The sequence below is a fragment of the Burkholderia sp. AcTa6-5 genome, assembly GCF_017815075.1.
GTDB classification, from domain to species: Bacteria; Pseudomonadota; Gammaproteobacteria; order Burkholderiales; family Burkholderiaceae; genus Burkholderia; species Burkholderia sola.
In genome coordinates this window covers 202,390-228,853 of sequence record NZ_JAGIQE010000004.1, presented here as the reverse complement: position 1 = coordinate 228,853, position 26,464 = coordinate 202,390, and the positions used below count along the sequence as shown (strand labels likewise).

The window sequence follows — 26,464 nt, the reverse complement described above, 5'->3', positions numbered from 1 at the left end:
CGGTCGCGCGCGATCGTCATTGCCGTCATTCCCGCTATTCCACCACCCGCGCGGCGTCCCACAGCGGCTGCGCGCCGCGCGCCGCATTCCACGCGGCGAACTGCGTGCGCCAGGATTCGAACGGTTGCGCGAGCGGATGACGCGGATCGTCGCTGAGCGCATACGCCATTCCTTCGATCAGCCAGCGCGGCTTCGTCACGACCGCGACGTTGCCGAGCACTTCCGCCTGCCGGTGATGGATCAGCTCGTGCGCGAGAAAGTAGGTCTGCCAGCCGCGCGGTGCGATCGCCACGCCGAAATCGCCGAGCGCCAGCGCTGCGCGCGAGCCGAGGCCGAACGCATCGGCGCACGCGCGCGTCGAGCAGAACACGACGCGCGGCGAAGCCTGGAACGCGCCGACGGCCGCGGCCGCGCGCGCGTAGCCGTCGCGATAGAGCTGCCGTGCGTCGTCGAGCTTCGCGGCATCGTCCGTGCAGATGTCGGCGCTCGGGCACGACACGCCGGGAATCAGCGCGGGCGCGACGACGCGCAGCGGCTTGACGAGCGCATACGCGGCAATCGGCAGCGCGACCAGCAGGCCCGTGAGGGCGAAAGCGACATAGGAGCGTTTCATCGAGGCAGCGGTTTGGGGGATGCCGTTACGCGAGCTGCTTGTGGAAATACGTCGTCGCGCACAGCGCGCCGTCGGGCATCAGCGCGTAGTTCGGCACGATGCCGACGCGCTGCCAGCCGGCCCGTTCGTACAGCCGTTCGGCGTCGCCGCCCGTCACCGTGTCGAGCACGAGCACGGTCTTGCCGGCGTCGCGCGCGGCCGCGTCGGCCGCGGCCATCAGGCGCGCGGCGACGCCCTGCCGGCGCGCGTGCCGCGACACGAGCATCTTCGCGATATCCGCGCGATGCGGCTGGTTCTCGGGCTGCGCGGTCACGACCTGCACGGTGCCGACGATCCGCCCGGCCCCGTCCTCGGCGACGAGCAGGATGCGCTCGTCGTTCGCGACGCCTTCGGCCACGCGCGTCCAGAACGCGACGGCGGTCGACCGCTCGATCGGCAGCATGAAGCTGACGGATGCGCCGCCTTCGACGCAATCGATCAGCACGTCGGCCAGCGCATCGACACAGGCCATCGCTTCGCTCGCGCCGACGCGGCGGACGGTAACAGGTTCGGTCATGCCATCTCCGGTAGTCAGGTAGTCAGGTGGGCCGCACGCGCGGGTTCGGCATGGGGCGGGATCGGAACGAACGCCGGCCAGGTGTCGAGGCGCGCACCACGACGGCAGGTATCCGACAACGCGGCACGCGGTCGGCGCGTGTTACCGCCCCATCATCGTACGCGACGAAAATTGTCGTTGCACCGGCGTCGACATCGCCTACACTTAGCCGAATGGATAACCTTCCCCTCCACATCAGCGACGTGTTCCATGCGCTCGCCGATCCGACGCGCTGCGCGATCGTCAGCGCGCTCGGCCATGGCGAGCGGACCGTCTCCGCGCTGGCCGCGCCGTTCGACATGGCGCTACCGTCGTTCATGAAGCATGTCGCCGTGCTCGAGCGCAGCGGCCTCGTGGAGACCCGGAAAACCGGCCGCTCGCGCACCTGCGCGCTGGTCGGCAGCCGGCTGACCGAGGCCGAGGCATGGCTCGCCGCGCAGCGCGCACAGTGGGAAGCGCGATCCGATCGTCTCGTCGAATTCGTCGAACGCCGTCACCAGGAGGAGCAAGATGTCAGCCAACCACGTCGCCCCCGCTGAAGCCCACGATCTCGTCATCACGCGCACGCTGCGCGCACCACGCCACGCGCTATGGCGCGCATGGACCGACCCGGAACTGCTGAAGGAATGGTGGTGCCCGAAACCATGGACCACCGAGGTGCGCGCATTCGACCTGCGGCCGGGCGGCGCTTTCCATACGTTCATGCGCGGCCCCGACGGCGGCACGAGCGACAACCCCGGCTGCTTCCTCGACATCGTGCCGGAATCGCGCATCGCGTTCACGTCGATGCTCGCGGGCGGCTGGCGGCCGCAGACGCCGTGGCTGGGCTTCACGGCGATCGTCACGATGGCCGACGACGACGCGGGCAGCCGCTACGAGGCGCGCGTGATGCATCCCGACGCCGCGACGCGCGAGCGCCACGAAGCGCTCGGTTTTTTCGAGGGCTGGAACACCTGCATCACGCAGCTCGACGCGTTCGCCGCCACCCTGCGCTGAACGCCGCTGCCCGTGCGGTCATTGCATGCCGCCGCGCCCGCGCCTAGGATTCCTGAAGGAAGCATGACGACACGCCGGGCGCCGGCGTGCACCGTCTCGCACGCTTCGCGGGAGGCGACATGTTGCACACGCACACGCATTCGACCCGGGTCAGCCGGCACCTGAACGCGCCGCGCGGGCGGGTCTACCGCGCGCTGCTCGACCCGCACGCGGTCGAGCAATGGAAAGTGCCCGACGGCATGACGTGCCGCGTGCATGCGTACGACACGCGCGAAGGCGGCGCGCTGCGCGTGTCGCTGAGCTACGACGCGCCGTCGGGCGGCGCCGGCAAGACGACCGCGCACACCGACACCTATCACGGCCGCTTCGTCACGCTCGTGCCCGACGAGCGGATCGTCGAGATCGATGTATTCGAAACCGACGACCCGATGCTGCGCGGCGCGATGACGATCACGATCACGCTGTCCGACGAGGCGGGCGGCACGCGCGTGGACGCGGTGCACGACGGCGTCCCGCCCGGCGTGCCGGCCGCCGACAACGAGACCGGCTGGCAGATGGCGCTGGCGCGGCTCGCGGCGCTGGTGGAAGCCGGTTGACGCCGCGCATGCGCGTCAGCCGAGCCGGTACGCGCGCGTGACCGTGCCGCGAAACAGCGCGTCGCGCTCGTCCGCGCCGGCCTGCGCGGTCAGGCGCTTGAACGCGTTCCAGCCGTTCACGAACGAATACGAGCCCTTGTCGACCGGGAAATTGCCCTCGAACATGCAGCGCCCGGGACCGAACGCGTCGATGCAGGTCATCATCCACGGCTTCCACGCGTCGGCGAGCTGCGTCGACGACGGCGGCTTCGCGCCTTTCTCGAAATCGAACCCATTGATGCGCATCCCGAGGCCGCCGACCTTCACGTACACGTTCGGCAATTGCGCGAGCGTGCGCATCGACGCCGACCAGCGCGCGAACACCTCCGGTCGCTTGTCCGCATAGCTGCCGATCCGCACGACGCCGCCGCAATGATTGACGATGATCCGCGTGTCGGGGTTCGCTTTCGCGAGTTCGAACAATTCGGGCAACTGCGGGAAGAACAGCCACGCGTCGTACGACAGCCCGAGCGGCGCGAGCTGCGCGACGCCGGCCCGGTACGCGGGATCGAGCAGCAGCCCGCGCGGCACCGCCGACAGCGGATTGGCGAGCGTCGGATCGGCATCCCACGTGCTCAGGTGCCGCACGCCGCGAAACCGTCCGCGCCCGGCTTCGACATGCGCTTCCAGCACGTCGCGCACGCGTTCGCCAAGCCGCAGGTCCGCGTGACCGACGATGCCCTTCGCGACGGCCACCGGGCCGTGCTGAAGCGGCTCGGTCACGCCGGCGACATAGGCCGTCTCGCCCACCGGCTTCAGTTCGGCCGGGCCCGAATCGCGATAATGCGTCTGCGCCTGCATGTAGACGGACGCCTGGATGTTGTGACCCGAGCGCGCGTCCGGCAGATAGTCGTCGAGCAGGTAGATCCAGCCCGGCCGTTCATAGAAGTGATGATGCGCATCGATGATCGGCAGGTCGGGCTCGAGCGCGGGTTCGAGCGCCGACGCGAGCCAGTCGGGACGAACCGCGAGGTAGTTGCTTTGCGTCATGCGTGAAGCTCCATCATGGGCCGCCGTGTCGGCAAACGCAGGCAGCGCGAACGATGCGGCGGCCGCGCCGATCAACCGGCGCCGCGTGATCGAAAAAGTCATGTCATTCGCTCCGGTCGAATGCATACAGCGACAGCGTGAGCAGCGTCGTGATCGCCAGCACGATCGCGAGGCCGAGCATCCCGGCCGTGAAGGTGCCGAAGCTGTCCTTCAGGTAGCCGACGAGATAGGGGCCCGCGAAGCCGCCGAGCGCGCCGATCGAATTGATCAGCGCCAGCCCGCCGGCCGCGGCCTGGCCGGACAGGAAGCGAGACGGCAGCGTGTAGAAGATCGTGCGGCCGGCAATCGTGCCGATCAGCGCGAGCGTGATGCCGACGAGCGCCGGCCCGAGCGTCAGGAAATGCGTCGACACGCCGAGCGCCACCGCGCCGATGAACAAGCCGATCGCCAGGTTCGCGATCGGGCCGCCGCGACGGTCCACCCGCTTCGCCCACCACAGCAGCGCGATCGTGGCGAAGAAGTAAGGCACCGCGGACAGCCAGCCGGTCTGCATCGTCGACATCCCGTGCGCCTTCAGCATTTGCGGCAACCAGATGCCGATCCCGTACGAACCCATCGTGAAGCCGAACGAGATCAGCGCGAGCACGTACACGCGCACGTCGCGCAGCGCGACGCCGAAGCGCTTCTTGCGGCCGGCCGCCGCGCCGTCGCGCTCGAACGCGCGCTGCAGCGCGGCACGTTCGTCGTCCGACAGCCACGCGGCATTCGCCGGCGAATCGGACAGCAGCTTCAGCACAAGGAAACCAAGTGCGCACGCGGGCAGCCCTTCGACGATGAACATCCACTTCCAGCCGGCGAGCCCGAGCGTGCCATCGAGCTGCAGCAGCCACGTCGACAGCGGGCCGCCGATCAGCGACGACAGCGGCGTCGACACGGTGAACCACGCGAGCACGCGCGTGCGGTAGCTCGCCGGAAACCACACGGCGAGGAAGAAGATCACGCCGGGAAAGAATCCAGCCTCGCCGATGCCGAGCAGCAGCCGGATTGCGTAGAAACTCGTCGGCCCGGTCGCGAGCGCGGTCGCGGCCGCCATCAGCCCCCACGTGATCATGATGCGGGCGAGCCAGCGGCGTGCGCCGAAGCGGTACAGCGCGAGATTGCTCGGCACTTCGAACACGCAGTAGCCGGCAAACATGATCCCCGCGCCCCAGCCGAACTGCGTCGCCGTCAGCCCGAGATCGCGGTTCATCGTGAGCGCGGCGAACCCGACGCTCGTGCGATCCAGATAGTTGAAGAAGTACGCGAGCGCGAGCAGCGGGATGAAGCGCCACGCGGCCTTGCGCACCGCGCGTTGCTCGATCGACGCGTCGGTGTCGCGATCGGCGGCCAGCGCCGGGGAAGCGGATGTCATGGTTGTCTCCGTGGATGCGGCGATCCTCTGCCGCGCGGCGCGCGGCCGGGACGCCTTTGTTCGTTCGATGAATCGCGGCTGCGCTACGCGCTCGCCACTTCGTTCGCCGACGGCGCACCGCCCGGTCCGTCGCCGTGCGTGGCGACGTCCGCGCCGTGCCGCCCCGCGACGACGCCGGCATCGATCAGCGCACGCGCGTCGTCCGGCGTGTAGCCGAGCTCGCCGAGCAGCGCGCACGTGTCCTGGCCGAGCGCAGGCGGCGCCGAGCGCAGCCGCAGGCGTTCGCCCGCGAGCGTCAGCGGCAGCAGCGCGGTGCGCGTGTCGATCGGCCGCCCGGCGCTGCTCGCGTCGGCTGGCAGCGTCACGGCTTCGAGGCCGCCCGTGGCGAGCAGATGCGGATCGTCGAACAGGTCCTGCGGCTTCGTGATCGGCGCATACGGCAGGCCGGTCGATTCGAAGATCGCGCCGATCTCCGCGGCCGAGTACGGCGCGAGCCGCGAACGTAGTTCCGGCAACAGCCATTCGCGCGCCTGCACACGCAGGTTGTTGGTCGCGAGGCGCGGGTCGTCCTTCAGCGCGGCGAGGCCGAACGCATCGCAGAACAGCGCCCACTGCGTATCCGACACGACCGCGAGAAAAATCTGTTCGTCATCCTTGACGGAGAACACGTCGTAGACGGCCCACGCGGAAATCCGGCTCGGCATCGGCGACGCGGCCTGCCCCGTCACCGCGAACTGCATCATGTGCTGCGCGACGAGAAACACGTTGTTCTCGAACAGCGAACTCTGCACCTGCTGGCCGCGGCCCGTGCGCTCGCGCTGCGCGAGCGCGGCCATCGCGCCAATCGCGCCGAACATGCCGCCCATGATGTCGTTCACGCTCGCGCCCGCACGCAGCGGCCGCCCTTCGGGGCCCGTCATGTACGCGAGGCCGCCCATCATCTGCACGACCTCGTCGAGCGCGGTGCGATGCTCGTACGGCCCCGGCAGGAAGCCCTTGTGCGACACGTACACGAGCCGCGGATTCAGCGCGTCCAGCTGCGGGTAGCCGAGCCCGAGCCGGTCCATCGTGCCGCTCTTGAAGTTCTCGCTGAAGACGTCCGCCGTCGCGACGAGCCGCCGCACGATCTCCAGCCCGCGCGGATCCTTCACGTCGACCGCGACGCTCTTCTTGTTGCGGTTGAACATCCCGAAGAAGCCCGCGCCGGACCCGCGCAGCGCCCGCGTGCTGTCGCCCGCGATCGGCTCGATCTTGATCACTTCCGCGCCGAGATCCGCGAGCAGCATCCCGCACGTCGGGCCCATCACCATGTGCGTCATCTCGATCACGCGCACGCCTGCGTACGGCAGTGCGGCAACCGGTTGCCGATCGTTCATCGTGCGACTCCCGCCACGCATCCTTCCGGCTGCGCGGCCGAGGGCACGCGGCCATCCGCATAGCGAAAGCCCTTCGGCAGCCCGGCGTCCGGCACGTGGCCGTACAGCGCGTCGGACGGCAGCGCCGCATGCAGGATCGCGCGCGCGGCGAGCAGCGCGTCGACGTCGACGCCCGTGTCGACGCCCATCGCTTCGAGCAGGAACACGAGGTCCTCGGTGACGATGTTGCCGGTGGCGCCCGGCGCATACGGGCAGCCGCCCAGGCCGCCTTGGCTCGCGTCGATCGTCGTCACGCCCACGTCGAGCGCCGCGACGACGTTCGCGAGCCCCTGCCCGCGCGTGTTGTGGAAATGCGCGCCGCCGGCCCTGTCGCCGACTTCGCGTTGCAGCCGCGTGAACAGCCGGCGCACCTGCGCGGGATTCGCATAACCGCTGGTGTCGGACAGGCCGATTTCGTCGACGCCGCATTCGGCCATCGCGACGGCCATCGCGATCGTCTCGTCGTCGGAGACCGCGCCGGCAATCGTGCAACCGAACGCCACCGACACGCCGGCCTCGATCTGCACCGACGGAAACCGCGCGTCGCGCAGCGCGACGATCGCGCGCACCTCGTCGATCATCTGCGCGGGCGTCTTGCGGATGTTGGCCAGCGAATGCGCTTGCGTCACCGAGACCGGCAGCGTCAGCTTGTGCACGCCCGCGTCGAACGCACCCTCGGCGCCGCGCAGGTTCGGCGCGAGCGCGGCGACGTGCAGCCCGGGAATCGCGAGCGCGTGCGCGACGACTTCGCGCACGTCGGCCATCTGCGGCAACAGCGTGGCCGGCACAAACGACCCGACCTCGATCTCGCGCAGGCCGGCCGCGGCCAGCGCGGTGATCCAGCGCAGCTTGGCGGCCGTCGGCATCACGGTCTTGATGCTCTGCAGCCCGTCGCGCGGGCCGACCTCGCTGACCAGCACCTTCGAGTTTTCTGAAACCTTCATTCGATACCCCATAGTTCTATCTGAAAGAACATAGTTCTGTTTGACAGAACTTTAAGCGTGCGTCGAATGGGCGATAAGGGGGGTATACCCGTGGAATCGCGTTTTTCTGGAACTTGAGTTCTGTCAGATAGAACGATATAGTCCGCCGACCATCATTCGAAGGAATCAGGCCGTGCCCAGGAATCCAGCAGATCACGCCGGCGACGCAGCCGATCCGGCGACGGAAGAGGCGTCCAGCGGCGTCGCGGTGCTCGACCGCGCGTTCGCGATCCTCCGTGCGTTCGGCCAGACCGACGACCGGCTGTCGCTCGCCGAGTTGTCGCGCCGCACCGGGCTGTACAAGAGCACGATCCTGCGCCTGCTCGCGGCGCTCGAACATGGCGGCTTCATGCGCAAGCTCGACGACGGCCAGTACGCGATCGGGCACGAGCCGCAGCGGCTCGCCGCGCTGTACCAGCGTTCGTTCCGGGTCGGCCCGGTGATCGAGCCGCTGCTCGAGACGCTGAGCCGCGAACTCGGGGAAACGGCATCGTTCTATGTGCGCCAGGGCGACGTGCGCTCCGTGCTGTATCGCGTCGAGCCCGCACGGGCGGTACGCGTGTCGATCCGCGTCGGCGAGGAGTTTCCGGTCGGCCAGGGCGCATCCGGGAAGGTGCTGCTGGCCTTCACCGACACGCAGGACGCCCGCTGGAACGACGTGCGCGAACAGCTGTGGGCCGCGTCGTACGGCGAGCGCGACCCGGAAACGGCGTCGGCTTCCGTGCCCGTGTTCGGCGCGGCCGGCGAATGCGTCGGTGCGCTGACGGTATCAGGCCCGAAGTCGCGGCTCGCCGCCGCGCCGGCGATGACGGCGGCGCTCGCGATGCTGCTGCCGCTCGCGCAAAAGGCGACCGTCGCACTCGGCGGCGCGGGCGCGCGCTACGACGCGCCGGCCGTGCGCGACAGTCTCGCGCGGCTCGCATCGTCGGCGGACGACGACGCCCGGTCGTAGGGAGCCGGTTGCGCGCGGCACGCGATACGGCAGCGCGAAAGACGGCCGCATGCGACACTGGCCGCCGATGCGCGCAGCGCGCCGTTCTCAGGCGACGCACCATGCGTGCAACCGACCACCGGACCCGCCCGAGGAGACCCCCGCGATGAACGCCGCGCGCACCGCCAGCTGGTATTTCGATTTCGTTTCGCCGTTCGCCTATCTGCAGCAGGAACAGTTCGACCGGTTGCCGCCCGCCGCCGCGTTCGAGCCTCGGCCGATCGTGCTCGGCGCGCTGCTCGCGCACTGGGGCCAGAAAGCGCCGGCGGAAATCGCGGCCAAGCGCGTGTTCACCTATCGGCATGCGCAATACCGGGCGGATAAGCTGGGCATTGCGTTCCGGATGCCGCCCGCGCACCCGTTCAACCCGATCAAGCCGCTGCGTCTCGCGATCGCGATGGGCAGCTCGCGCGACGCGATCCGGCGGATCTTCCGGCATATCTGGCGCGACGGCCAGGACGTGTCGACGCCCGCAGGCTTCGCCGCGCTGTGCGAAGCGGTCGGCTTTCCGGAAGGCGTGACGGCCGTCGAGGCTCAGCCGGTCAAGGACGCGCTGCGCGCGAACACGGATCGCGCGATCGCCGAGAACGTGTTCGGCGTGCCGACCTTCGCGCTCGACGGCGACCTGTTCTGGGGCGAGGACGCGACCGACATGTTCGTCGACTGCGCGACGTCGCGCGCGTGGCTCGATTCGCCCGAAGTGCGCCGCATCAGCGCGCTGCCCGAAGGGATCCGGCGCGGCTGACGGCGAGCCGCCGCCACCGCGCCGCCCGCTTCAGCCGTCGCGCCCTTCGACGAGCGCCGGCACAGCCTCCCGCATCATCGCGGCGAACCGCACGAGCCGCGACGGATAGAACTGCGCATGCGGATAAGTCAGGTAGACGGGCAGCGCCGCGGCCTGCCATTCGGGCGCGAGGTGCACGAGATCGCCGCGCGCGAGATCGTCGGCCAGCATCCACGACGATCCGACGCACGCGCCGACGCCCAGCAGCGCCGCGCTGCGCAACGCATACAGGTTCGCCGTCGTGATGCGCGGGCGGATCGGAATGCGTCGCGTGTCTCCGGTGGTCGCATGCGTCAGCGCGAGTTCGGTGCGGTAGTACGTGCGCAACGCGAGCCACGGCAGCGCGGCGAGCGCGTCCGGATCGGCCGGCACGTCGGCGCCGCTCAGCACGGACGGCGCGGCGACCACGAAGCGCGGCACCTTCGTCAGCCGGATCGCGACCACGCCCGGATCGGTCGGTTCGCCGACCTGGATCGCGCAATCGATGCCGCTGCCGACGAAATCGCGCACCTCGTCCTGCAGCAGCCACTCGACCGACACGCGCGGGTAGTCGCGCAGGAACTGCGCGAGCGGCGCAACGAAACGCTGCTGGCCGAACGCGTGCGGCACCGCGACGCGCAGCAGCCCGTCCGGCTCCTCCTGCGCGCCGCGCAAATCGGCCTCGAACGCCGCCCAGCTCGCCAGCAGCTCCTTCGCCTGCTTGAAGCACCGCTCGCCGTCGACGGTCAGCCGCATCGTATGGGTCGTGCGTTGCAGCAGCCGCATGCCGAGCGAATTTTCCAGCGCCTGCAGCCGCCGGCTGATGGTCGGCTGCGTCGTGTGCAACTGCACGGCGGCCGCCGACAGGCTGCCGGCCTCGACTATGCGCACGAAGGTTTCCATCAGCTCGAAACGATAGCCGGCGCCGTCCACCGGCACCGCCTGAATGCGCCGAGACCCGCCAGCAGCGGGAGAGGGAGAAGATTTTTCGGTCATTCGTCGAGCGTATAACAAATCTGCGCCAGGCGGCACTACCGTCGCCGGCCGCGTACCGCCACACTCGCGTCCATCCCATTCTTCAACCCAGGATGTACGCGATGTCCACCCCGACCCGTCTCGATGCCGCGCCCCGCCCGGCGCACGCTCCGGCCCGTCCGGCCGCTCATTCGATGCCCGATCGCCGGCTCGTGCTGCTGCTCGCGGCCGCCGCCGGCCTCGGCGTCGCCCCGCTCTACTACGCGCAGCCGATGCTCGGCGCGCTCGCGCCCGATCTCGGCGCGTCGGCGCGGGCGATCGGCTTCGTGCCGACGCTCACGCAGCTCGGCTATGCGCTCGGCATCCTGCTGCTCGCGCCGCTCGGCGACCGCTTCGACCGGCGCCGCGTGATCGTGATCAAGGCCGCGGCGCTGGTCACCGCGTTGCTGCTGGCCGCCGTCGCGCCGTCGCTCGGGCTGCTGCTCGCGGCGAGCTTCGCGATCGGCCTCGCCGCGACGATGGCGCAGGACGTCGTGCCGGCCGCCGCGACGCTCGCGCACGACATGCATCGCGGCCGCATCGTCGGCACGGTGATGACCGGGTTGCTGCTCGGCATCCTGCTGTCGCGCGTCGTGGCCGGATTCGTCGCCGAGACGGCCGGCTGGCGCGCGATGTTCGCGCTCGCCGCCGCCAGCGTCGCCGCGATCGGCGCCGTGGCCGCACGCGGGTTGCCGCGCTTCGAGCCGACCACGCGGCTGCCGTATCGCGCGCTGATCGGCTCGCTCGGCGCGCTGTGGCGCGAGCATTCGGCACTGCGCCGCGCCGCCCTCGCGCAGGGGCTGCTGGCCGTCGGGTTCAGCGCGTTCTGGTCGACCCTCGCGGTGATGCTGCACGGCGCGCCGTTCCACCTCGGTAGCGCGGCCGCCGGCGCCTTCGGCCTCGCGGGCGCCGCCGGCGCGCTGGCCGCGCCGATCGCCGGGCGCCTAGCCGACCATCACGGCCCCGAGCGCGTGACGCGGATCGGGATCGGCATCGCAACGGTGTCGTTCGCGTCGATGGCCGCCGCGCCGCTGATGTCGCCGCATGCGCAGCTCGTGCTGCTCGCGGTCGCGACGATCGGCTTCGATCTCGGCGTGCAGGCCACGCTGATCGCGCACCAGTCGATCGTCTACCGGATCGATCCCGCGTCGCGCAGCCGCCTCAATGCGGTGCTGTTCGTCGGCATGTTCATCGGGATGGCGGCCGGCGCCGCGATCGGCAGTTTGTTGCTCGCGCAACTGGGCTGGAACGCGGTGACCGCGCTGGCCGTCGTGACGTCGCTGGCCGCGCTCGCCGTGCGGGTGTGGCGCAACTGAAGTCGGGCATCGCGTAACATCGGCGGGCAGGCCCACGGGGCTTGCCCGCTTTTTTTTATTTTTTGATCGGCGCGCGCATGACGCTGCGCCGCCCGGCAGATTCGCGCGGCTGTAACGCCGCAATCGTTCATCCGGCGCAAGGTCCGCGCCGACTGACCGAATTGTCCAGTTCACCCAAATATTTTTCCGGCGTCCGTGCACGCGCGCACGCAAACGTCGGACGATTCGTCCCTGCCGCACCACCCGGCGCGCTCCCATCCGGCCCCTCCACCGAACCCCGTTTTATCAGGGGAATCCCGGTATTTTTTCGCATTTTCTTCGAAATATCGGGTGACATACTTGCCCCCCGTTGCGCTCCGTGCGAGCGCGCTTTCCGATCCAGCCGGCCGCCTGTCATGCGCTGCGCGTTCGCCCGGGTCGCACAGGACATGAACAATTTCGACACGACGATCCAGGTCTTCCTCACTCACATGACGTTCGGTCCGTTGATGAATCACGCGATCCGCGTGATCGCAGGCCTCTACACGTTCAAGGGCTTCGTGCTCGTTCCGGCGCTGTGCTGGCTGTGGTTCCAGCCGGGCCCGAACCGCGAGCGGCAACGCGAGCTGGTCGTCGCCACTATCGCGAGCGGGCTCATCGCGCTCGCCGTCGGCCGCGTGCTCGCGCAAGTGCTGCCGTTCCGCGTGCGGCCGATCTACAACCCCGACCTGCACCTGCACTTCCCGTCGGCCGGGTTGCGCGCGGCGACGCTGCAGACCTGGAGTTCGTTTCCGAGCGATCACGCGATGCTGTGGATGGCGATCGCAACCGGCATCTTCATCATCGCGCGCCGCGTCGGCATCGTCGCGCTGCTGTATTCGGTCGTGTTCATTTGCCTGCCGCGCGCGTATCTCGGCTTTCACTATCCGACCGATCTGATCGCGGGCGCCGCGATCGGCATCGCGATCGCGTGGCTGCTGACGCGCGACGCGATCCGCGCGCGCTTCGCCCCGCAGGTGCTGGAGATGATCCGGCGCTTCCCCGCGCCGGCCTATACGCTCGCGTTCCTGCTGTGCTTCGAGTTGATCACGCAGTTCGACGAACTGCTGACGCTCGCGCAGTCGGCCACGCGCACGATGTGACGGGCAGACGCGCGATGCTGCCGCTGCTGCTGTCGTTCCGTCGCCCCGGCGCGCGCTGCCGGCCATGCGCGGCCGCGGCACGCCGTGCGACGGCCGCGCCCGTCAGTCGCGATCGGGCGCGCCGAGCGGAAAGAACGAACGATACGGCCGCGCCTCCTCGACCGCGCGCGCAAACGACGGCCGCGCGAGCAGACGCTTGCGGTACGCGATCACGTTCGCGAACGCCGGATCGATCCGGTGCGTCCAGTCCGCATAGAACAGGAACGGCGCCGCGCCGCAATCGGCGAGGCTGAAACGGTCGCCGGCCGCCCATTCGCGATCGGCCATCGTCTTGTCGAGCCACGCATACGACGTGTCGAGCATCGCGCGCGCGTCGGCCACCCCGCGCACATCGCGCTCGGCTTCCGGCCGCAGCGCATCGAACACGACCTTCTGCTGCGGCGTCGCCACGTAGTTGTCGAAGAAGCGGTCCATCGTCCGCACCTTGAGCGCGGCGTGCGGATCGTCGGGCAGCAGGCGCATGGGGCCCGGATGGTTCAGGCCGAGATACTCGATGATGATCGACGCCTCGATCACCGTGCGGCCCGCATCGACGAGCACCGGGAAGCGCTTCAACGGCCACAGCCTGGTCAGTTCCTGCATCGGCTTCGGATCGTCGTGCGCGAGCACGCGATACTCGAACGGCGTGCCGTTCTCGTACAGCGCGGTCAGCACTTTCTGGCAGTAGGACGAAAACGGATGGGCGTAAAGCGTCGGCATCATCGTGGAGGCTCCTGGGGTTTCGGCGCCGCGTCAGGCGGCGCCGCATGATCGGATACCTTGACGACGCTCGGCGCCCGGCCGTTTCGACATCGGCCCGATATTTTTTTCGACGGACCGCCTGGGCCGCTACGAGCGACCGTCCATCACGACGCGCCCTTCGGCGCGCCAGCGCAGCATCCCGCCGCCGAGATTCGCGACCGCGTCGATGCCGGCCTTCTTCAGGATCACCGTCGCCTGCGCGGAACGGCCGCCGGCCCGGCACACGGTCACGACCGGACGGTCGCGCGCGACTTCGCCGGTGCGCGCGGCCAGTTCGCCGAGCGGGATCGGCGTCGCGCCCGGCAGATGGCCGAGCGGGCCCGCGAACTCGTCCGGTTCGCGCACGTCGACGACCTGCACGGCCGGCAGATGATCCTCGAGCCATTGCGGATCGATTTCCCAGAAGCCGGCGAACGTGTAGACGAGCGGCGCCCAGTCGGCGGCCGCCTGCGCATCGGGCGCGTTCGCGGCGACGCCGCATTGCAGGTTCGCCGGCACCGCGACGTCGATCTGGCGCGGATGCGCGAGCCCGAGGTTGCGCATGTAGCCGGCGAAATCGTCTTCGCTGAGATCGCCGCCGAGGCGCGGGTTGAAGCGCCGCTCCTCGCCGACGCTCGTCACCGTGAGCCCGCGATAGTCGTGCGCGGGATACAACAGGCACGTGGCCGGCAGCGTGAAGAGCCGGCCGTGCACCGCGCGATACAGCGCGCGCGGGTCGCCCTGCTGGAAGTCGGTGCGGCCGGTGCCGCGGATCAGCAGGCAATCGCCGGTGAACGCCATCGATTCGTCGTCGAGCACGAGGCTGACGCAGCCGCTCGTGTGGCCGGGCGTCGCGCGCACCGTCAGGTAGCGCGCGCCGAACGCGCAGCGCTCGCCGTCGTTCAGGTAGCGGTCGGCGCCTTGCGCGCCGCTCGCGGCCGAGATCGCGATCGCGCTGCCCGTGCGCTGCTTCAGCAGCCACGCGCCCGTCACGTGATCGGCATGCACGTGCGTGTCGACGGTCGCGACGAGCCGCAGCCCGAGTTCGTCGAGCAGTGCAGCGTCGCGGCGCACCTGCTCGAACACGGGATCGATCAGCAGCGCTTCGCGCGAAGCGCTGTCGGCGAGCAGATACGTGTACGTCGACGATTGCGGGTCGAAAAGTTGCCGGAAGATCATGGCTCGATTGCTCCGTCGCGTGTTCTTCAGGGGGGTGTAGTCGGATCGGGACGCTGCATGGCGTCGTCGGGCGCCGGCGCCGGCATGACGACAGCGCCGCCGTGCGAGCGGCATCGCGCCCATTCATACAGCGTAGAACAAAATGCCCGCGCCGCCGCGCGTCCCCTACGCGGCAACCGATTCCGTCGACGAATCGCGCACCGCGGGACGATTCGCCGCGCCGGGACGGCCGCGCACGCTGCCTTACACTACCGCCTGTTCTCGTCCCCGATCACAGGAATGCCCCCGACATGTCGATGACGATCGATCCGAAGCAGGCCGCCGCGCTGCTGGCCGTCGCCGACACCGGCAGCTTCGAGCAGGCGGCCGTGCGCCTGCACGTGACCGCGTCCGCCGTCACGCAGCGGGTCCGCGCGCTGGAAGCGAGCCTCGGCACGCCGCTCGTGCTGCGCACGCGGCCATGCCGCCCGACGGTGGCCGGGCAGCGCGTGCTGCAGCACCTGCGCCGCGTCGCGCTGCTGCAGGCCGACCTGCAAAGCACGCTCGCGGCCGACCGCGAATCGCCGATCTCCGTGACGATCGCACTCAACTCCGACAGCCTCGGCACATGGTTCCTGCCGGCGCTGACGTCGGTGCTCGCGGGCGAGCGGATCCTGTTCGAACTGATCGTCGAGGATCAGGATCACACGTTCGCGCTGCTCGAAAGCGGGATGGCGGTCGGCTGCGTGACGACCGAGCCGAAGCCGATGCGCGGCTGCATCGCGACGCCGCTCGGCACAATGCGCTACCGGCTGCTCGCGGCCGCCGCGTTCGCGGTGCGCTGGTTTCCGCGCGGGCTGAACCGCACGAGCGCGCGCCACGCGCCCGTCGTCGCGTATTCACGGCGCGACACGCTCCAATCGTCATTCCTGAAGGAGAAGTTCGGCTTGCCCGAAGGCGCGTACCCGTGCCACTACGTGCCGGGCACGCATTCGCACTTCGCGGCGGTGCGGCACGGGCTCGGCTACGCGATGGTGCCGGAGCCGCTGATCGGCGCCGCGCCGCTCGATGCGCAGGGGCTCGTCGATCTCGCGCCCGCGCATCCGACCGACGTCACGCTGTACTGGCACGCGTGGACCGTGCAGTCGCCGACGATGACGTCGCTGTCCGCGCGGGTGGTCGAAGCGGCGCGCAGGCTGCTCGCGCCGTTGCCGTAATGCGCTGGCGGGCGCGCGGGTGAGCGACGCTGCCGGCGCGGTACGCACGGCGACGAGAAAGTCGGCCGCGCCGCCTATACTTTTCCCATCGGCCTCGCGAACGCGCCGCGCGGCCGCTCATCCAGGTCCGGCCGTTCCCTTTCATGTGAGGAGAACATCATGTCCCGCCGCTATATCGATTGCCGCGAGTTTCCCAGCGCGACGCATTGCTCGGTCGCAATCTCCGCCGACTCCGACAACGAACTGCTGGAGGCCGCCGTTCAGCATGCGGTCTCGGTGCACCAGCACACCGACAGCGCCGAACTGCGCACGCAACTGAAGTCGCTGTTTCACGACGGCACGCCGCCCGCCGACATGCCGCGGCAGGCGTAATCCGCCGGCACGGCAAGGATCGACCGACCGCGTGCCGCGTCACCCGTTCGTGTGTTGCGTGATGCCACGCCGCGCCGGCCCGTCGCCGGCCGGCGCATTCCGCGTAACGCGTTATGCGCGACGCTGCGCGAAATACGCGCCGACCGCGCCGATAAAGGTGTCGATATCCGCGCGCGACACGTCGCAATGCGTGACGAAGCGCGACGCATACAGCATCTGCGTGAGGATCCCGCGTTCCTTCAGCCACGCTTCGAGCGGCGCGCAATCGGCTTCGGGGAATTGCGCGAACACCATGTTCGTCGCATGCGACAGCACCTTCACCGAATCGATGCGGGCGAGGCCGGCCGCGAGATGCGCGGCATTCGCGTGATCGTCCGCGAGCCGCTCGACGTTGTGATCGAGCGCATGCAGGCACGCCGCCGCGAGAATGCCCGACTGCCGCATCCCGCCGCCCAGCACCTTGCGCCAGCGCTGCGCGCGCTCGACCAGCGCACGGCTGCCGACCAGCACCGAGCCGACCGGCGCACCGAGCCCTTTCGAGAAGCAGATCGACACGGTGTCGAACGGCGCACACAGCTCGGCGATCGGGCGCCCCGACGCGACGGCCGCGTTGCACACGCGCGCGCCGTCGAGGTGCGTGGAGAGCCCGCGGCTGCGCGCGAACGCGACGGCTTCCTGCACATAGCCTTCCGGCAACACCTGGCCGCCGATCGTGTTTTCGAGCGCGAGCAGGCGCGTGCGGGCAAAGTGATTGTCGAGCGGCTTGATCGCCGCGGCGATCTTCGCGAGCGGCAGCGTGCCGTCCGGCGCGTTCTCGATCGGTTGCGGCTGAATGCTGCCGAGCACGGCCGCGCCGCCGCCTTCGTACTTGTAGGTGTGCGCGAGCTGGCCGACGATGTACTCGTCGCCGCGCTCGCAATGCGACATCAGCGCGGCGAGGTTGCTCTGCGTGCCGCTCGGGAAGAACAGGCCGGCTTCCTTGCCGGCCCGCTCGGCCGTCACCGCCTGCAGGCGCAGGACGGTCGGGTCGTCACCCCAGACGTCGTCGCCGGTTTCGGCGGCGGTCATGGCGGCCAGCATCGCCTGGCTCGGACGTGTCACGGTATCGCTGCGTAAATCGATCATCGCTGTGCCCTGAGTAAACGCGAGCCGGAACCGATGCGCCCGGCCCTGCCGAAACGAGACTGAGAGTGTACGCAATTCGCGCGGCGCCTGCCGGCCGTCGCCGCGCACCGCGATGCCGCACGCGCGACATCGTTCCGATGACGCGACGCGCCATATTGCCGCACGTGCGGCAGGCCGCCACGCCGCGGCCGCATGCGCCGCGAACGGCCTTCTTGATACGAATCAACGATTTATCGCGAAACAACGCACGACGGGCTGGACATCTGCGACGAGTTGGCGCATTTCGCGGTGCAACATCGCAGCCCATACTCCAGCCAACCCCGACGCCCGTCCGCCGGGGGCCGCCGGCACCCGCCGGCGGGTATCGTCAGCCTCGGTCATCTGGTATGGACACCGCACTTTCGGCCCTCGATCTGGCCCGCCTGCAATTCGCGTTCACCGTCTCCTTTCACATCGTCTTCCCGGCGCTGAGCATCGGCCTCGCCAGCTTCATCGCCGTGCTCGAATATCGCTGGCTGAAGACCGGCAAGCAGTACTACAAAACCCTCTGCCTGTTCTGGTCGAAGATCTTCGCGGTCGCGTTCGGGATGGGCGTCGTGTCCGGCGTCGTGATGAGCTATCAGTTCGGCACCAACTGGTCGGGCTTCTCGAGCTTCGCCGGCGCCGTCACCGGCCCGCTGCTGATGTACGAGGTCATGACCGCGTTCTTCCTCGAGGCCGGCTTCCTCGGCATCATGCTGTTCGGCTGGAACCGCGTGAGCCCGCGCGCGCACTTCGGCGCGACGCTGATGGTCGCGATCGGCACGCTGATCTCGACGTTCTGGATCCTCGCGTCGAACAGCTGGATGCAGACGCCGCAGGGCTTCGAGATCGTCGACGGCCGCGTCGTGCCGACCGACTGGTTCGCGATCATCTTCAACCCGTCGTTCCCGTACCGCCTGTTCCACATGGCGATCGCCGCGTTCATCGTCGCCGCGCTGGTGGTGGCCGCGACGGGCGCGTGGCACCTGCTGAAGGGCCGCCGCGACAAGGGCGTGAAGAAGATGTTCTCGATGGCGCTGTGGCTGCTGCTGGTGCTCGCGCCGCTGCAGGCCGTGATCGGCGACCAGCACGGCATCAACACGCTGAAGCACCAGCCCGCGAAGATCGCCGCGATCGAAGGGCTGTGGGAAACCGAAAAGGGCGGCACCGCGCTGAACCTGTTCGGCATTCCGGACATGCAGGCGGAAACGACCCGCTACGCGGTGAAGGTGCCGCACCTCGGCAGCCTGATCCTCACGCACAGCTGGGACGGCGAGATCCGCGGGCTGAAGGACTTCCCGCCGGAAGACCGGCCGAATTCGACGGTCGTGTTCTGGAGCTTCCGGATCATGGTCGGCCTCGGCTTCGCGATGATCGGCCTCGCCGCGCTCGCCTGGCTGTTGCGCCGCCGCGGCCGCCTGTATGAATCGAAGTGGTTCCAGCGCTTCGCGCTCGTGATGGGCCCGACCGGTTTCGTGTCGCTGCTCGCGGGCTGGGTGACGACCGAAGCCGGCCGCCAGCCGTGGGTCGTGTATGGCGTGATGCGCACCGCGCAGGCCGTGTCGCCGCTGTCGGTGCAGCAGGTCAGCCTGTCGATGATGACGTTCGTGATCGTGTACTTCCTCGTGTTCGGCACCGGCGTGTACTACATGCTGAAGCTGATGAAGGCCGGCCCCGCACTGCCCGACGTCAAGCACGACGACAAACCCGATACGCGCCCCGATCACACCGCGCGCCGCCCGATGTCGGCCGTCGACGAGCTGATCGAGACCGTCTGAGTCCACTCCATTCGCAAACGAGAAAACCTATGGACGTCACCGTAATCTGGGCCGCGATCATCGCATTGGGGCTTTTCATGTACGTCGTGCTCGACGGCTTCGACCTCGGCATCGGCATCGTCTTCCCGTTCTTCCCGGACGAGCAGGAACGCGACCTGATGATGAACACGGTCGCGCCCGTATGGGACGGCAACGAGACGTGGCTCGTGCTCGGCGGCGCCGGGCTGTTCGCGGTGTTCCCGATCGTCTATTCGACCGTGCTGTCGGCGCTGTACCTGCCGCTGATCTTCATGCTGGTGTGCCTGATCTTCCGCGGCGTGTCGTTCGAGATCCGCGCGAAGGCGCGGCGCACGAAGCAGCTGTGGGATCTCGCGTTCATCGGCGGCTCGGCCGGCGCGACGCTGTTCCAGGGGATCGCGCTCGGCGCGTTCCTGCAGGGCATCGACGTGAAGGACGGCGTGTACGCCGGCGGCGCGTTCGACTGGCTCACGCCGTTCAGCCTGCTGACAGGCCTCGGCCTGATCGCGACCTACGCGCTGCTCGGCTGCTGCTGGCTCGTCGCGAAGACCGAAGGCGACCTGCAGCGCCGCCTGCATCGCGTCGTGTGGCCGCTGACCGTCGTGCTGCTCGGCTTCATCGCGGTGATCAGCCTGTGGACGCCGCTGCAGGATCCGGCCATCGCGCAGCGCTGGTTCGATTCGGGGTTGTTCTGGCGCCTGCTGCCGGTGCCGTTCCTGGTGGCCGCGTGCGCGGCGTGGATGCGGCGCGCGGTGCGCGACCGGCACGACATGACGCCGTTCGTGCTCGCGCTGGCGCTGGTGCTGCTCGGCTACGTCGGCCTGCTCGTCACGCTGTTCCCGTATGCGATTCCGCAGACGATGACGATCTGGGAAGCGGCGGCGCCGCGTTCGAGCCAGACCTTCACGCTGGTCGGCGCAGCGGTTATCCTCCCGATCATCATCGCCTACACGACGATGGGCTATTGGGTATTCCGAGGCAAGGTGCGCCATGAAGACCAGCATTACTACCACCACTGATTCCACCGCCGGCCAGCCCGGCGCGCCGCGGCCGCGGATGCGCGGCTGGATGTGGTTCGTCGTTCTGTGGGCGGGCGGCGTGATCGGCGCCGTCACGCTCGGCTATGCGTTCAAGATCTTCATGAACCTGACGCTGTTTGCGGTGAAGTAGGCAAAGCGGCCGCCCGGTCGAACGATGGACCGGGCGGCCGTTTTGTCGTGGATGGCTGCGGCTTCGGCCGGCTGCATCAAGCCGAACAACGCACGAATCCGCCATTTGGGCAGAAATCCATACAAATCACATCGCCGATGTGAACGAAATATATAGATTTCTACCGAAATACGAACCACGCGGCTGAATCACCCCACCGCGCACTGCGCGTCTACCCCCGCCCGCGCAACGCCGCTTCGATCTTGCGATCGGTCTTGTACTGGCTCAGCGCATACACCGACCAGATCGCGGCCGGCAGCCAGCCGATGATCGTGAGTTGCAGGAGCAGGCAGATGATCCCGGCGATCGGGCGGCCGATCGTGAAGAACTGGAACCACGGGAGCAGCAGAGCAAGCAAAAGGCGCATGAACGATCCTCTCGGTACGTCGTTGAACGGGTGATACCCGGCCAATATGGCGGGTTGCGCGCCCCGTTTCAAGCCCGCGCACGATGCTCGCCGGGCAAAGCCCCGTGCCGACGCCCCCGCGCTACGCGGAATCGGCCAGCCACTGCGCGACACGCGTGACGAGCCGGTCCGCGTCGTCGAAGCACTCGACGCCCGCGACCTGCGGCGCACCGCAAATCGTGAACACCGGCTTGCCCCACTGCAACCCGAGCGCGATTTCGGACAGCGTGCCGAGCCCGCCGCCGACCGCGATCAGGCACACCGACGCACGTGCAACCAGCGCATTGCGCGTGATGCCGAGCCCGGTCGGCAGCGCGACGCTCAGGTACGGATTCGCCAGCGCGGCATCGTCTTCCGGCAACAGCCCGATCGCGCAGCCGCCGGCCGCGTGCGCACCGCGCGCGGCGGCCTCCATCACGCCCTGCTTGCCGCCGCCGACGAGCGCGATACCTGTGGCCGCCACCGCGTGCGCGATCCGTTCCGCGACGCGCATCTGTTCATCCGTCGCGTCGCGCGGGCCGATCACGCCGACCGGCATCCGGTGCCGGTGCATGCCGCGTTGCCGTTGCGCGAGTCGCGCGAGCGCGTCGCGCGCCGGTTCGGACCACACGCTTTCAATGACGCCGTTGCCGAACAAGGCCTTCCCCCAGTGCAAGAACGCAGGTACAGATGGCCGTCAGCACGATCGACAGCACGGCCGCCTGCGAGAAATCGGTTTGCCCGTCCGACAGCTTCAAATACATCAGCAGCGGCAGGATGTTGATCTGCGTGCCGGCCAGCGCGAGCGCCGTGCCGTACGTGCCGAGCGCGATCGCAGTCACGAGGCACCACGCGGACGCGACCGACGGCCACAGCTCGCGCCACGCGACGTCGAGCCATGCGCGCCACGGCCGCGCGCCGAGCGTCAGCGCCGCCTCGAGCGGCCGCCGGTCGAGATTCGCGAGCGTCGGGTAGATCATCAGCGCGACGCGCGGGATCAGGTAGTACGCATAGGCGACCGCGAGCCCCGGCATCGTGTAGATCGCGCCGCCGACCACGGTCGGATCGGCGCCCAGCGCGGCCAGCAGCGTGGTCACGAAGCCCGCGCGGCCGAATGCGAGGATGAACCCGTACGCGATCACCAGCCCGGAAAACGCCAGCGGCACGCCGAGCAGCGCGAGCGACCAGTGGCGACGGGCCGGCGACTGTCCGGCGAGCGCGAACGCGACCGGCACACCGACGGCGACCGACAGCGTGCCGGCGCCCACCGCCAGCGCCAGCGAGCGCGCGATCGCATCGGCGACGAGCGGATCGCGCCACACCGCCGCGAACGCGCGGCCACCGCCCGCGCATGCCGCATCGACGAGCGCGGCCAGCGGCAGCACGAAGCACACCGCGAGCAATGCGGCCGCGGGCAGCGCGCCGAAACGGCGCAGCACGCCGCGCTCGGGTAAGGAAGCCTGCATCCCGCGCCCCTTACTGGCCGAGCGTGGCCTGCGACCAGAACTGGTCGACCTCGGCCTTGCGCGCCGCCGCCTTCGCGACATCGAGCGGGCGCACCTGCGGCGCGTTCGGCAGCTTCGCCGCGACGTCCGCCGCGACCGGCGTGCCCGGCACCGCCGGGCGCACATAGCCTTGCGCGAACAGCGCCTGCCCGACGTCGCTCATCACGAGGTTGAGCCAGAGCTGCGCGGCGGACGGATTCGGGCCGTTCTTCACGAGACTCATCGCATACGGCGCCGACACGCTGCCGTCCTGCGGAATCACGACGTCGGCCGCGTCGCCCATGCCGTCCGCGTACTTCGCCTTGAGGCCGTCGTTCTCGTAGCCGATCAGGATCGGAATCTCGCCCTTCACGAACTTCGCGTACGGCGTCGTGCCCTCGACGCGCAGCACGTTGCCGGCCTGCTTCAGCTTGCCGAAGAAGTCGGCGCCCGGCTTCGGGTTCTCGACGCTGCCGCCGTTCGCATACGCGGCCGCGAACACCGCGACCTGGCCCTGCCCGGTCGAGCGCGGGTCGAGATAGACCACCGCGTTGCGGTACTCGGGCTTCAGCAGGTCGGACCAGCGCTGCGGTACGTTCTTGACGAGCTTCCGGTTGACGAGGAACGCGATGTTCAGCGAATGCACGGCGAACCAGCGGGCGTCGGGCGCGCGGAACACGCCCGGCAGCTTGTCGAAGTTGACCGGCCGGAACGGCGCGACGACGTCCTTGCCGGCGGCATCGAGCGCCGACGCCGCGAAGTAGTACGCGGTATCGGCCTGCGGACGGCGGCGCGACTTGTCGAGCGCGACGACGGTCGCGGCCGAGCCGATGTCGTTGTACGTGATCTCGACCTTCGGGTAGCGCTTGCGGAATTCGGCGAACAGCGCCTTCCAGTTCGCCCATTCGGGGCCCGTGTCGAACGACACGACGAGCCCTTCGTCGGCCGCCTTCGCGTACAGCGCGTCCTCGCCCGGATACAGCGGCGCGGCCTGCGCCGCCGCGCAGGAAAGCGCCGCGAGCGCGCACAGCGCCAGCACGCGGGCGCGCATGGCCTTCACAAAAAGGGAGCCTGCAAGCATCGTGAATCTCCGTTGAACGAAAGAGGTCATTGCGCGGCCGGCGACGTCGGCAGCACGAGCAGATGGCAAGGGTCGATCGCGATGCTGCGCGCGGCGGGCTCGCGCCCTTCGCACAGCAGCACGTCGGCCGAGCCGTCCGGAATGAAGTCGTAGCGCTGCGTCGCGCCGAAATAGCGCACGTCCCCGCGACGGCCGTCGATGCGGTTCGCGCTGTGTTCCGGCGGATCGGCCTGCACGTGTTCGGGGCGCACCAGCACCTCGATTTCCGCACCCGGCCGGTGCTCGCCCGTTTCCGCGCGCAGCGTCGCGAAGCGCACGTCGACGGTGCCCTGCGCGACCACGCGGCCGCGCAGCAGCGTCGAATGCCCGACGAAGCGCGCGACCTGCGCGGTCGCCGGGCGCTCGTACAGGTCGCGCGGCGTGCCGGCCTGCAGCACGCGGCCGCCGTCGACGATCGCGACGCGGTCGGCCATGCTCAACGCTTCGTCCTGGTCGTGCGTGACGAACAACGTCGTCGCGCCGCAGGCGCGCTGCAGTGCACGGATCTCGTCGCGCAACTGATGACGGATGCCGGCATCGAGCGCCGCCAGCGGCTCGTCGAGCAGCAGCAGCTTCGGTTCGATCACGAGCGCCCGCGCGAGCGCGACGCGTTGCTGCTGTCCGCCGGACAGCATCGCGATGCCGCGCGTCGCATGCGCGGACAACCCGACCCGCTCGAGCATGTCCAGCGCGCGCCGGCGCCGCACGTCGGCCGCGACGCCGCGCATCCGCAGCCCGTACGCGACGTTGTCGACGACCGACAGGTTCGGAAACAGCGCGTAGTGCTGGAACACCATCCCCACTTCGCGCCGCCACACGGGCACGCCGGCCACGTCGTCGCCGCCGATCGCGATGCGGCCGCGCCAGCCGTCGAGCAGCCCGGCCGCGAGCCGCAGCAGCGTGGATTTGCCGGACCCGCTGCGCCCCATCACCGCGAGCAGTTCGCCCTGCGCGGCCGACAGCGTGATGTCGTCGACGCCATGACGGGCGCCCGGATACTGAAAGCTGACGTGTTCGAATTCGAGGCTCATGGATGACTCACTTCAGACGTTGCACGGTACCGACGGAGACCAGCGTCGCGAGCACGGCAAGCACGAGCAGCACGACGGTGGCCGCGCACGCCATCCCCGTCGCGCCGTAGAACGCCTGCAGCAGCACGATCGGATAGTTCCGGTAGCGGAAGCCGGCGATCAGGTTCGAAATCTGGAATTCGCCGATCGACAGCGCGGCCACCATCACGAGGCCGGAGAACAGGCTGTGCCGCAGGTTCGGCACCACGATCGTGACGAACTGGTGCAGCGGCGTCGCACCGAGCGTCGCCGCGCAGGCCTCGAGCCGCGCGAGGCCGAGGTGGCGCAGGTCGCCGAGCAGCGTCTGCAGCAGATACGGCAGCGTCAGCACCGCGTGGGCGGCGATCATCAGCGGCAACGTGCCGAGCCACGGCAACGTGTCGCCGCTGAAGATCGCGATGTAGCCGAAGCCGAGCGTCAGCGCCGGCACGGCGACCGGCATCAGCATCACGACGCGCGTCGCGAACCCGCCGCCGGCCTGCGCACGATGATGGAGCGCATACGCGAGCGGCAGGCCGATCACCGCGTTGAGCGCGCAGCACGCGAGCGCCACCATGAAGCTCACGCCGAACGCGCGCGTGAAGCTCCGGTTCGCGGCCAGGTCGGCGAACCAGTGCCCGGTGACGCCGGTGGGCAGCAACGTGTTCGTCCACGATTCGCCCACCGCGCCGATCAGCAGCAGTGCGATCGGCAACAGCAGGTAGAGGCCGAACACCGCGAGCAGCGCCTGCAGCAGCAGGCGCCCGACGGGCGGCCGGGCCGGTTTGTTACGACGAATCGGAATACCGTCGGCGATGGCCGGGGCGGTTGACTCAGACATGAAGACACTCGCAGACGATCGGGAAAAACCTCGCGCAACGCCCGCCGGCCGGGCCCGCATGCGTTGTCGAAGCCGGCGCAGTGTGCGGTTTCGACATGGCATCGTCATGAAAAAAACGTAAAAAGCCCGCATCGATCTGTGCAAGGACGGAACAGCTCGCGATGAAGCATCTGTATCCGAACGTGGCTGAGCTGCATGCCTTCGCCACGTCCGCGAAGTACCTGAATTTCTCGTACGCGGCGCGCGAACTGGGCCTGACGCCAAGCGCGGTCAGCCGGCAGATCGCGAACCTCGAGGCGCTGTTCGGCGTGAAGCTGTTCGTGCGCGAGGGGCGCGGCCTCGCGCTTACCCGTGCCGGTCAGGTCTATCACGCGCGCGTCGTCGGGCCGCTGCGCGAAATCGGCAACGCGTCGATCGAACTGCTGAGTGCCAGCGAGAACAGCGACCTGCTGACGATCGCCAGCGTGCCGACGTTTACGACGAAGTGGCTGTTGCCGCGCCTCACGCGCTTTCTCGCCGCCGCGCCGGGCGTCACGTTGAGTTTTCGCCGTCATCTCGCGCCCGGCGACGTGTTTCCGTTCGGGCTCGACGCGGCGATCCGCTACGGCGACGGTGGATGGGAGGGCGTGCGAAGCGACTATCTCGGCGGGCGGACCTTCGTGCCCGTCTGCTCGCGCGAATTCGCCGACCGGCATGCGCTGCGTGTGCCCGCCGACGCGGCGGCGGCGCCGCGCCTCGTGCACGAGCAGGCGGAGATCGCGTGGTCCACATGGGCGGAACGTCATCGCGCGGCGCAAATGAACGCGCTGGCGGGGCCGCGCTTCGAGCAGTATTCGGTGTTGATCCAGGCCGCACAGGCCGGACTCGGGATCGCGCTCGTGCCGCGCTTCCTGATTCTCGACAATCTCGCGGCGGGCACGCTGGTCGAGCCGTTCGACGCGCCGGTCGACGTGGCCGCGCAGGGACACTACCTGTGCTACGCGCCGGAGCGCCTCGACACGAGCGATGCGTTGCGGCGCTTCAGGGAATGGATGCTGGACGAGGCCGGGCGCGCGTAAGGCGAC

At 69.2% G+C, this 26,464-nt stretch carries 29 protein-coding genes; 13 read left to right on the top strand and 16 right to left on the bottom strand.

All coding sequences use genetic code 11. The annotated features are described in order from the left end of the window. Positions 1–34: 34 nt before the first annotated feature. Together J8I33_RS08000 and J8I33_RS07995 are read right to left on the bottom strand one after the other, a co-directional pair. Positions 35–613: a hypothetical protein gene (locus J8I33_RS08000; RefSeq protein ID WP_209934443.1), complete on the bottom strand. Its 579-nt coding sequence runs from the start codon at positions 611–613 to the stop codon at positions 35–37. Between the two features lie 25 nt (positions 614–638). Beyond that, positions 639–1,169 carry a GNAT family N-acetyltransferase gene (locus tag J8I33_RS07995; protein ID WP_124594343.1) on the bottom strand — a complete coding sequence of 177 codons (531 nt, stop codon included), beginning with the start codon at positions 1,167–1,169 and terminating at the stop codon, positions 639–641. A gap of 212 nt (positions 1,170–1,381) precedes the next feature. Here J8I33_RS07995 and J8I33_RS07990 point away from each other — a divergent pair, with 212 nt between their 5' ends. From J8I33_RS07990 to J8I33_RS07980, 3 genes are all read left to right on the top strand, one after another. Beyond that, positions 1,382–1,747: a metalloregulator ArsR/SmtB family transcription factor gene (locus J8I33_RS07990; protein ID WP_124555265.1), complete on the top strand. Its 366-nt coding sequence runs from the start codon at positions 1,382–1,384 to the stop codon at positions 1,745–1,747. Continuing rightward, the gene (locus J8I33_RS07985; RefSeq protein ID WP_209934436.1) at positions 1,719–2,204 is read left to right on the top strand and encodes an SRPBCC family protein; all 486 of its coding nucleotides are present in this window, start codon (positions 1,719–1,721) and stop codon (positions 2,202–2,204) included. The genes J8I33_RS07990 and J8I33_RS07985 overlap by 29 nt, the downstream gene beginning before the upstream one ends. Before the next feature lie 119 nt (positions 2,205–2,323). Further along, on the top strand, positions 2,324–2,800 hold the full coding sequence (locus J8I33_RS07980; RefSeq protein WP_050012440.1) for an SRPBCC family protein: 477 nt from the start codon (positions 2,324–2,326) through the stop codon (positions 2,798–2,800). A gap of 15 nt (positions 2,801–2,815) precedes the next feature. Here J8I33_RS07980 and J8I33_RS07975 read toward each other — a convergent pair whose 3' ends face one another. The 4 genes from J8I33_RS07975 to J8I33_RS07960 form a co-directional block, all read right to left on the bottom strand. Then, positions 2,816–3,931 (bottom strand): amidohydrolase family protein, encoded by a 1,116-nt coding sequence (locus J8I33_RS07975; RefSeq protein ID WP_209934429.1) that lies wholly within the window; start codon positions 3,929–3,931, stop codon positions 2,816–2,818. A gap of 1 nt (position 3,932) precedes the next feature. After that, entirely contained in the window at positions 3,933–5,240 is a 1,308-nt protein-coding gene (locus tag J8I33_RS07970; protein ID WP_050012177.1) for an MFS transporter, read from the bottom strand. Positions 5,241–5,323: 83 nt separating this feature from the next. After that, positions 5,324–6,616, bottom strand: coding sequence for a CaiB/BaiF CoA-transferase family protein (locus J8I33_RS07965; RefSeq protein WP_209925041.1), 1,293 nt, complete (start codon positions 6,614–6,616; stop codon positions 5,324–5,326). After that, entirely contained in the window at positions 6,613–7,599 is a 987-nt protein-coding gene (locus J8I33_RS07960) for a hydroxymethylglutaryl-CoA lyase (RefSeq protein WP_089489865.1), read from the bottom strand. Before J8I33_RS07960 ends, J8I33_RS07965 begins: the two co-directional genes overlap by 4 nt. Positions 7,600–7,771: 172 nt before the next feature. Here J8I33_RS07960 and J8I33_RS07955 point away from each other — a divergent pair, with 172 nt between their 5' ends. Together J8I33_RS07955 and J8I33_RS07950 are read left to right on the top strand one after the other, a co-directional pair. Continuing rightward, a complete protein-coding gene (locus tag J8I33_RS07955) occupies positions 7,772–8,590 on the top strand; it encodes an IclR family transcriptional regulator (RefSeq protein ID WP_209925040.1) in 819 nt (272 codons plus the stop codon). 145 nt (positions 8,591–8,735) lie between these two features. Further along, complete coding sequence (locus tag J8I33_RS07950) at positions 8,736–9,374, top strand: 2-hydroxychromene-2-carboxylate isomerase (protein WP_089489866.1); 639 nt, start codon at positions 8,736–8,738, stop codon at positions 9,372–9,374. A 30-nt stretch (positions 9,375–9,404) separates the two neighbouring features. On the opposite strand, the gene J8I33_RS07945 is transcribed toward J8I33_RS07950, so the two are convergent. Continuing rightward, positions 9,405–10,388 carry a LysR family transcriptional regulator gene (locus tag J8I33_RS07945; RefSeq protein WP_080334160.1) on the bottom strand — a complete coding sequence of 328 codons (984 nt, stop codon included), beginning with the start codon at positions 10,386–10,388 and terminating at the stop codon, positions 9,405–9,407. Positions 10,389–10,489: 101 nt separating this feature from the next. On the opposite strand from J8I33_RS07945, the gene J8I33_RS07940 reads away from it, so the two are divergent. Then, positions 10,490–11,722 (top strand): MFS transporter, encoded by a 1,233-nt coding sequence (locus tag J8I33_RS07940; RefSeq protein WP_209934424.1) that lies wholly within the window; start codon positions 10,490–10,492, stop codon positions 11,720–11,722. A gap of 428 nt (positions 11,723–12,150) precedes the next feature. Next, complete coding sequence (locus J8I33_RS07935) at positions 12,151–12,843, top strand: phosphatase PAP2 family protein (protein WP_050012184.1); 693 nt, start codon at positions 12,151–12,153, stop codon at positions 12,841–12,843. Positions 12,844–12,945: 102 nt separating this feature from the next. Here the strand turns inward: J8I33_RS07935 and J8I33_RS07930 are convergent, their stop codons facing one another. Next, entirely contained in the window at positions 12,946–13,605 is a 660-nt protein-coding gene (locus tag J8I33_RS07930; protein ID WP_209934420.1) for a glutathione S-transferase family protein, read from the bottom strand. 126 nt (positions 13,606–13,731) lie between these two features. Further along, positions 13,732–14,802 carry an MBL fold metallo-hydrolase gene (locus tag J8I33_RS07925; protein WP_209925035.1) on the bottom strand — a complete coding sequence of 357 codons (1,071 nt, stop codon included), beginning with the start codon at positions 14,800–14,802 and terminating at the stop codon, positions 13,732–13,734. A 290-nt stretch (positions 14,803–15,092) separates the two neighbouring features. Between J8I33_RS07925 and J8I33_RS07920 the strand changes: the two genes are divergently transcribed. Then, positions 15,093–15,998, top strand: a complete 906-nt coding sequence (locus J8I33_RS07920) for an HTH-type transcriptional regulator ArgP (RefSeq protein WP_209934414.1) — start codon at positions 15,093–15,095, stop codon at positions 15,996–15,998. Between the two features lie 159 nt (positions 15,999–16,157). Further along, entirely contained in the window at positions 16,158–16,370 is a 213-nt protein-coding gene (locus J8I33_RS07915) for a DUF1059 domain-containing protein (protein WP_034205979.1), read from the top strand. A 111-nt stretch (positions 16,371–16,481) separates the two neighbouring features. On the opposite strand, the gene ltaE is transcribed toward J8I33_RS07915, so the two are convergent. Further along, positions 16,482–17,495 (bottom strand): low-specificity L-threonine aldolase, encoded by a 1,014-nt coding sequence (gene ltaE / locus J8I33_RS07910; RefSeq protein WP_209934408.1) that lies wholly within the window; start codon positions 17,493–17,495, stop codon positions 16,482–16,484. A gap of 386 nt (positions 17,496–17,881) precedes the next feature. Between ltaE and J8I33_RS07905 the strand changes: the two genes are divergently transcribed. From J8I33_RS07905 to J8I33_RS07895, 3 genes are read left to right on the top strand one after another with little or no spacing between them, the layout of a single operon-like run. After that, positions 17,882–19,294: a cytochrome ubiquinol oxidase subunit I gene (locus J8I33_RS07905; protein WP_069231751.1), complete on the top strand. Its 1,413-nt coding sequence runs from the start codon at positions 17,882–17,884 to the stop codon at positions 19,292–19,294. Between the two features lie 29 nt (positions 19,295–19,323). Continuing rightward, positions 19,324–20,331, top strand: a complete 1,008-nt coding sequence (gene cydB / locus J8I33_RS07900) for a cytochrome d ubiquinol oxidase subunit II (RefSeq protein WP_209925034.1) — start codon at positions 19,324–19,326, stop codon at positions 20,329–20,331. Beyond that, a complete protein-coding gene (locus tag J8I33_RS07895) occupies positions 20,303–20,482 on the top strand; it encodes a hypothetical protein (protein WP_050012191.1) in 180 nt (59 codons plus the stop codon). The genes cydB and J8I33_RS07895 overlap by 29 nt, the downstream gene beginning before the upstream one ends. Positions 20,483–20,693: 211 nt before the next feature. Here J8I33_RS07895 and J8I33_RS07890 read toward each other — a convergent pair whose 3' ends face one another. From J8I33_RS07890 to J8I33_RS07865, 6 genes are all read right to left on the bottom strand, one after another. Further along, entirely contained in the window at positions 20,694–20,888 is a 195-nt protein-coding gene (locus tag J8I33_RS07890) for a YqaE/Pmp3 family membrane protein (RefSeq protein ID WP_034206306.1), read from the bottom strand. 121 nt (positions 20,889–21,009) lie between these two features. Further along, complete coding sequence (locus J8I33_RS07885; RefSeq protein ID WP_245171681.1) at positions 21,010–21,480, bottom strand: TIGR00725 family protein; 471 nt, start codon at positions 21,478–21,480, stop codon at positions 21,010–21,012. Between the two features lie 61 nt (positions 21,481–21,541). Continuing rightward, positions 21,542–22,372, bottom strand: coding sequence for an ABC transporter permease subunit (locus J8I33_RS07880; RefSeq protein ID WP_050012193.1), 831 nt, complete (start codon positions 22,370–22,372; stop codon positions 21,542–21,544). Positions 22,373–22,382: 10 nt separating this feature from the next. Beyond that, positions 22,383–23,471 (bottom strand): extracellular solute-binding protein, encoded by a 1,089-nt coding sequence (locus J8I33_RS07875; protein WP_050012194.1) that lies wholly within the window; start codon positions 23,469–23,471, stop codon positions 22,383–22,385. A 26-nt stretch (positions 23,472–23,497) separates the two neighbouring features. Next, positions 23,498–24,541 (bottom strand): ABC transporter ATP-binding protein, encoded by a 1,044-nt coding sequence (locus tag J8I33_RS07870; protein ID WP_209934394.1) that lies wholly within the window; start codon positions 24,539–24,541, stop codon positions 23,498–23,500. A gap of 7 nt (positions 24,542–24,548) precedes the next feature. Beyond that, the gene (locus tag J8I33_RS07865; protein ID WP_209934388.1) at positions 24,549–25,400 is read right to left on the bottom strand and encodes an ABC transporter permease subunit; all 852 of its coding nucleotides are present in this window, start codon (positions 25,398–25,400) and stop codon (positions 24,549–24,551) included. 161 nt (positions 25,401–25,561) lie between these two features. Between J8I33_RS07865 and J8I33_RS07860 the strand changes: the two genes are divergently transcribed. Then, on the top strand, positions 25,562–26,458 hold the full coding sequence (locus J8I33_RS07860) for a LysR substrate-binding domain-containing protein (protein WP_209934381.1): 897 nt from the start codon (positions 25,562–25,564) through the stop codon (positions 26,456–26,458). Positions 26,459–26,464 lie beyond the last annotated feature (6 nt).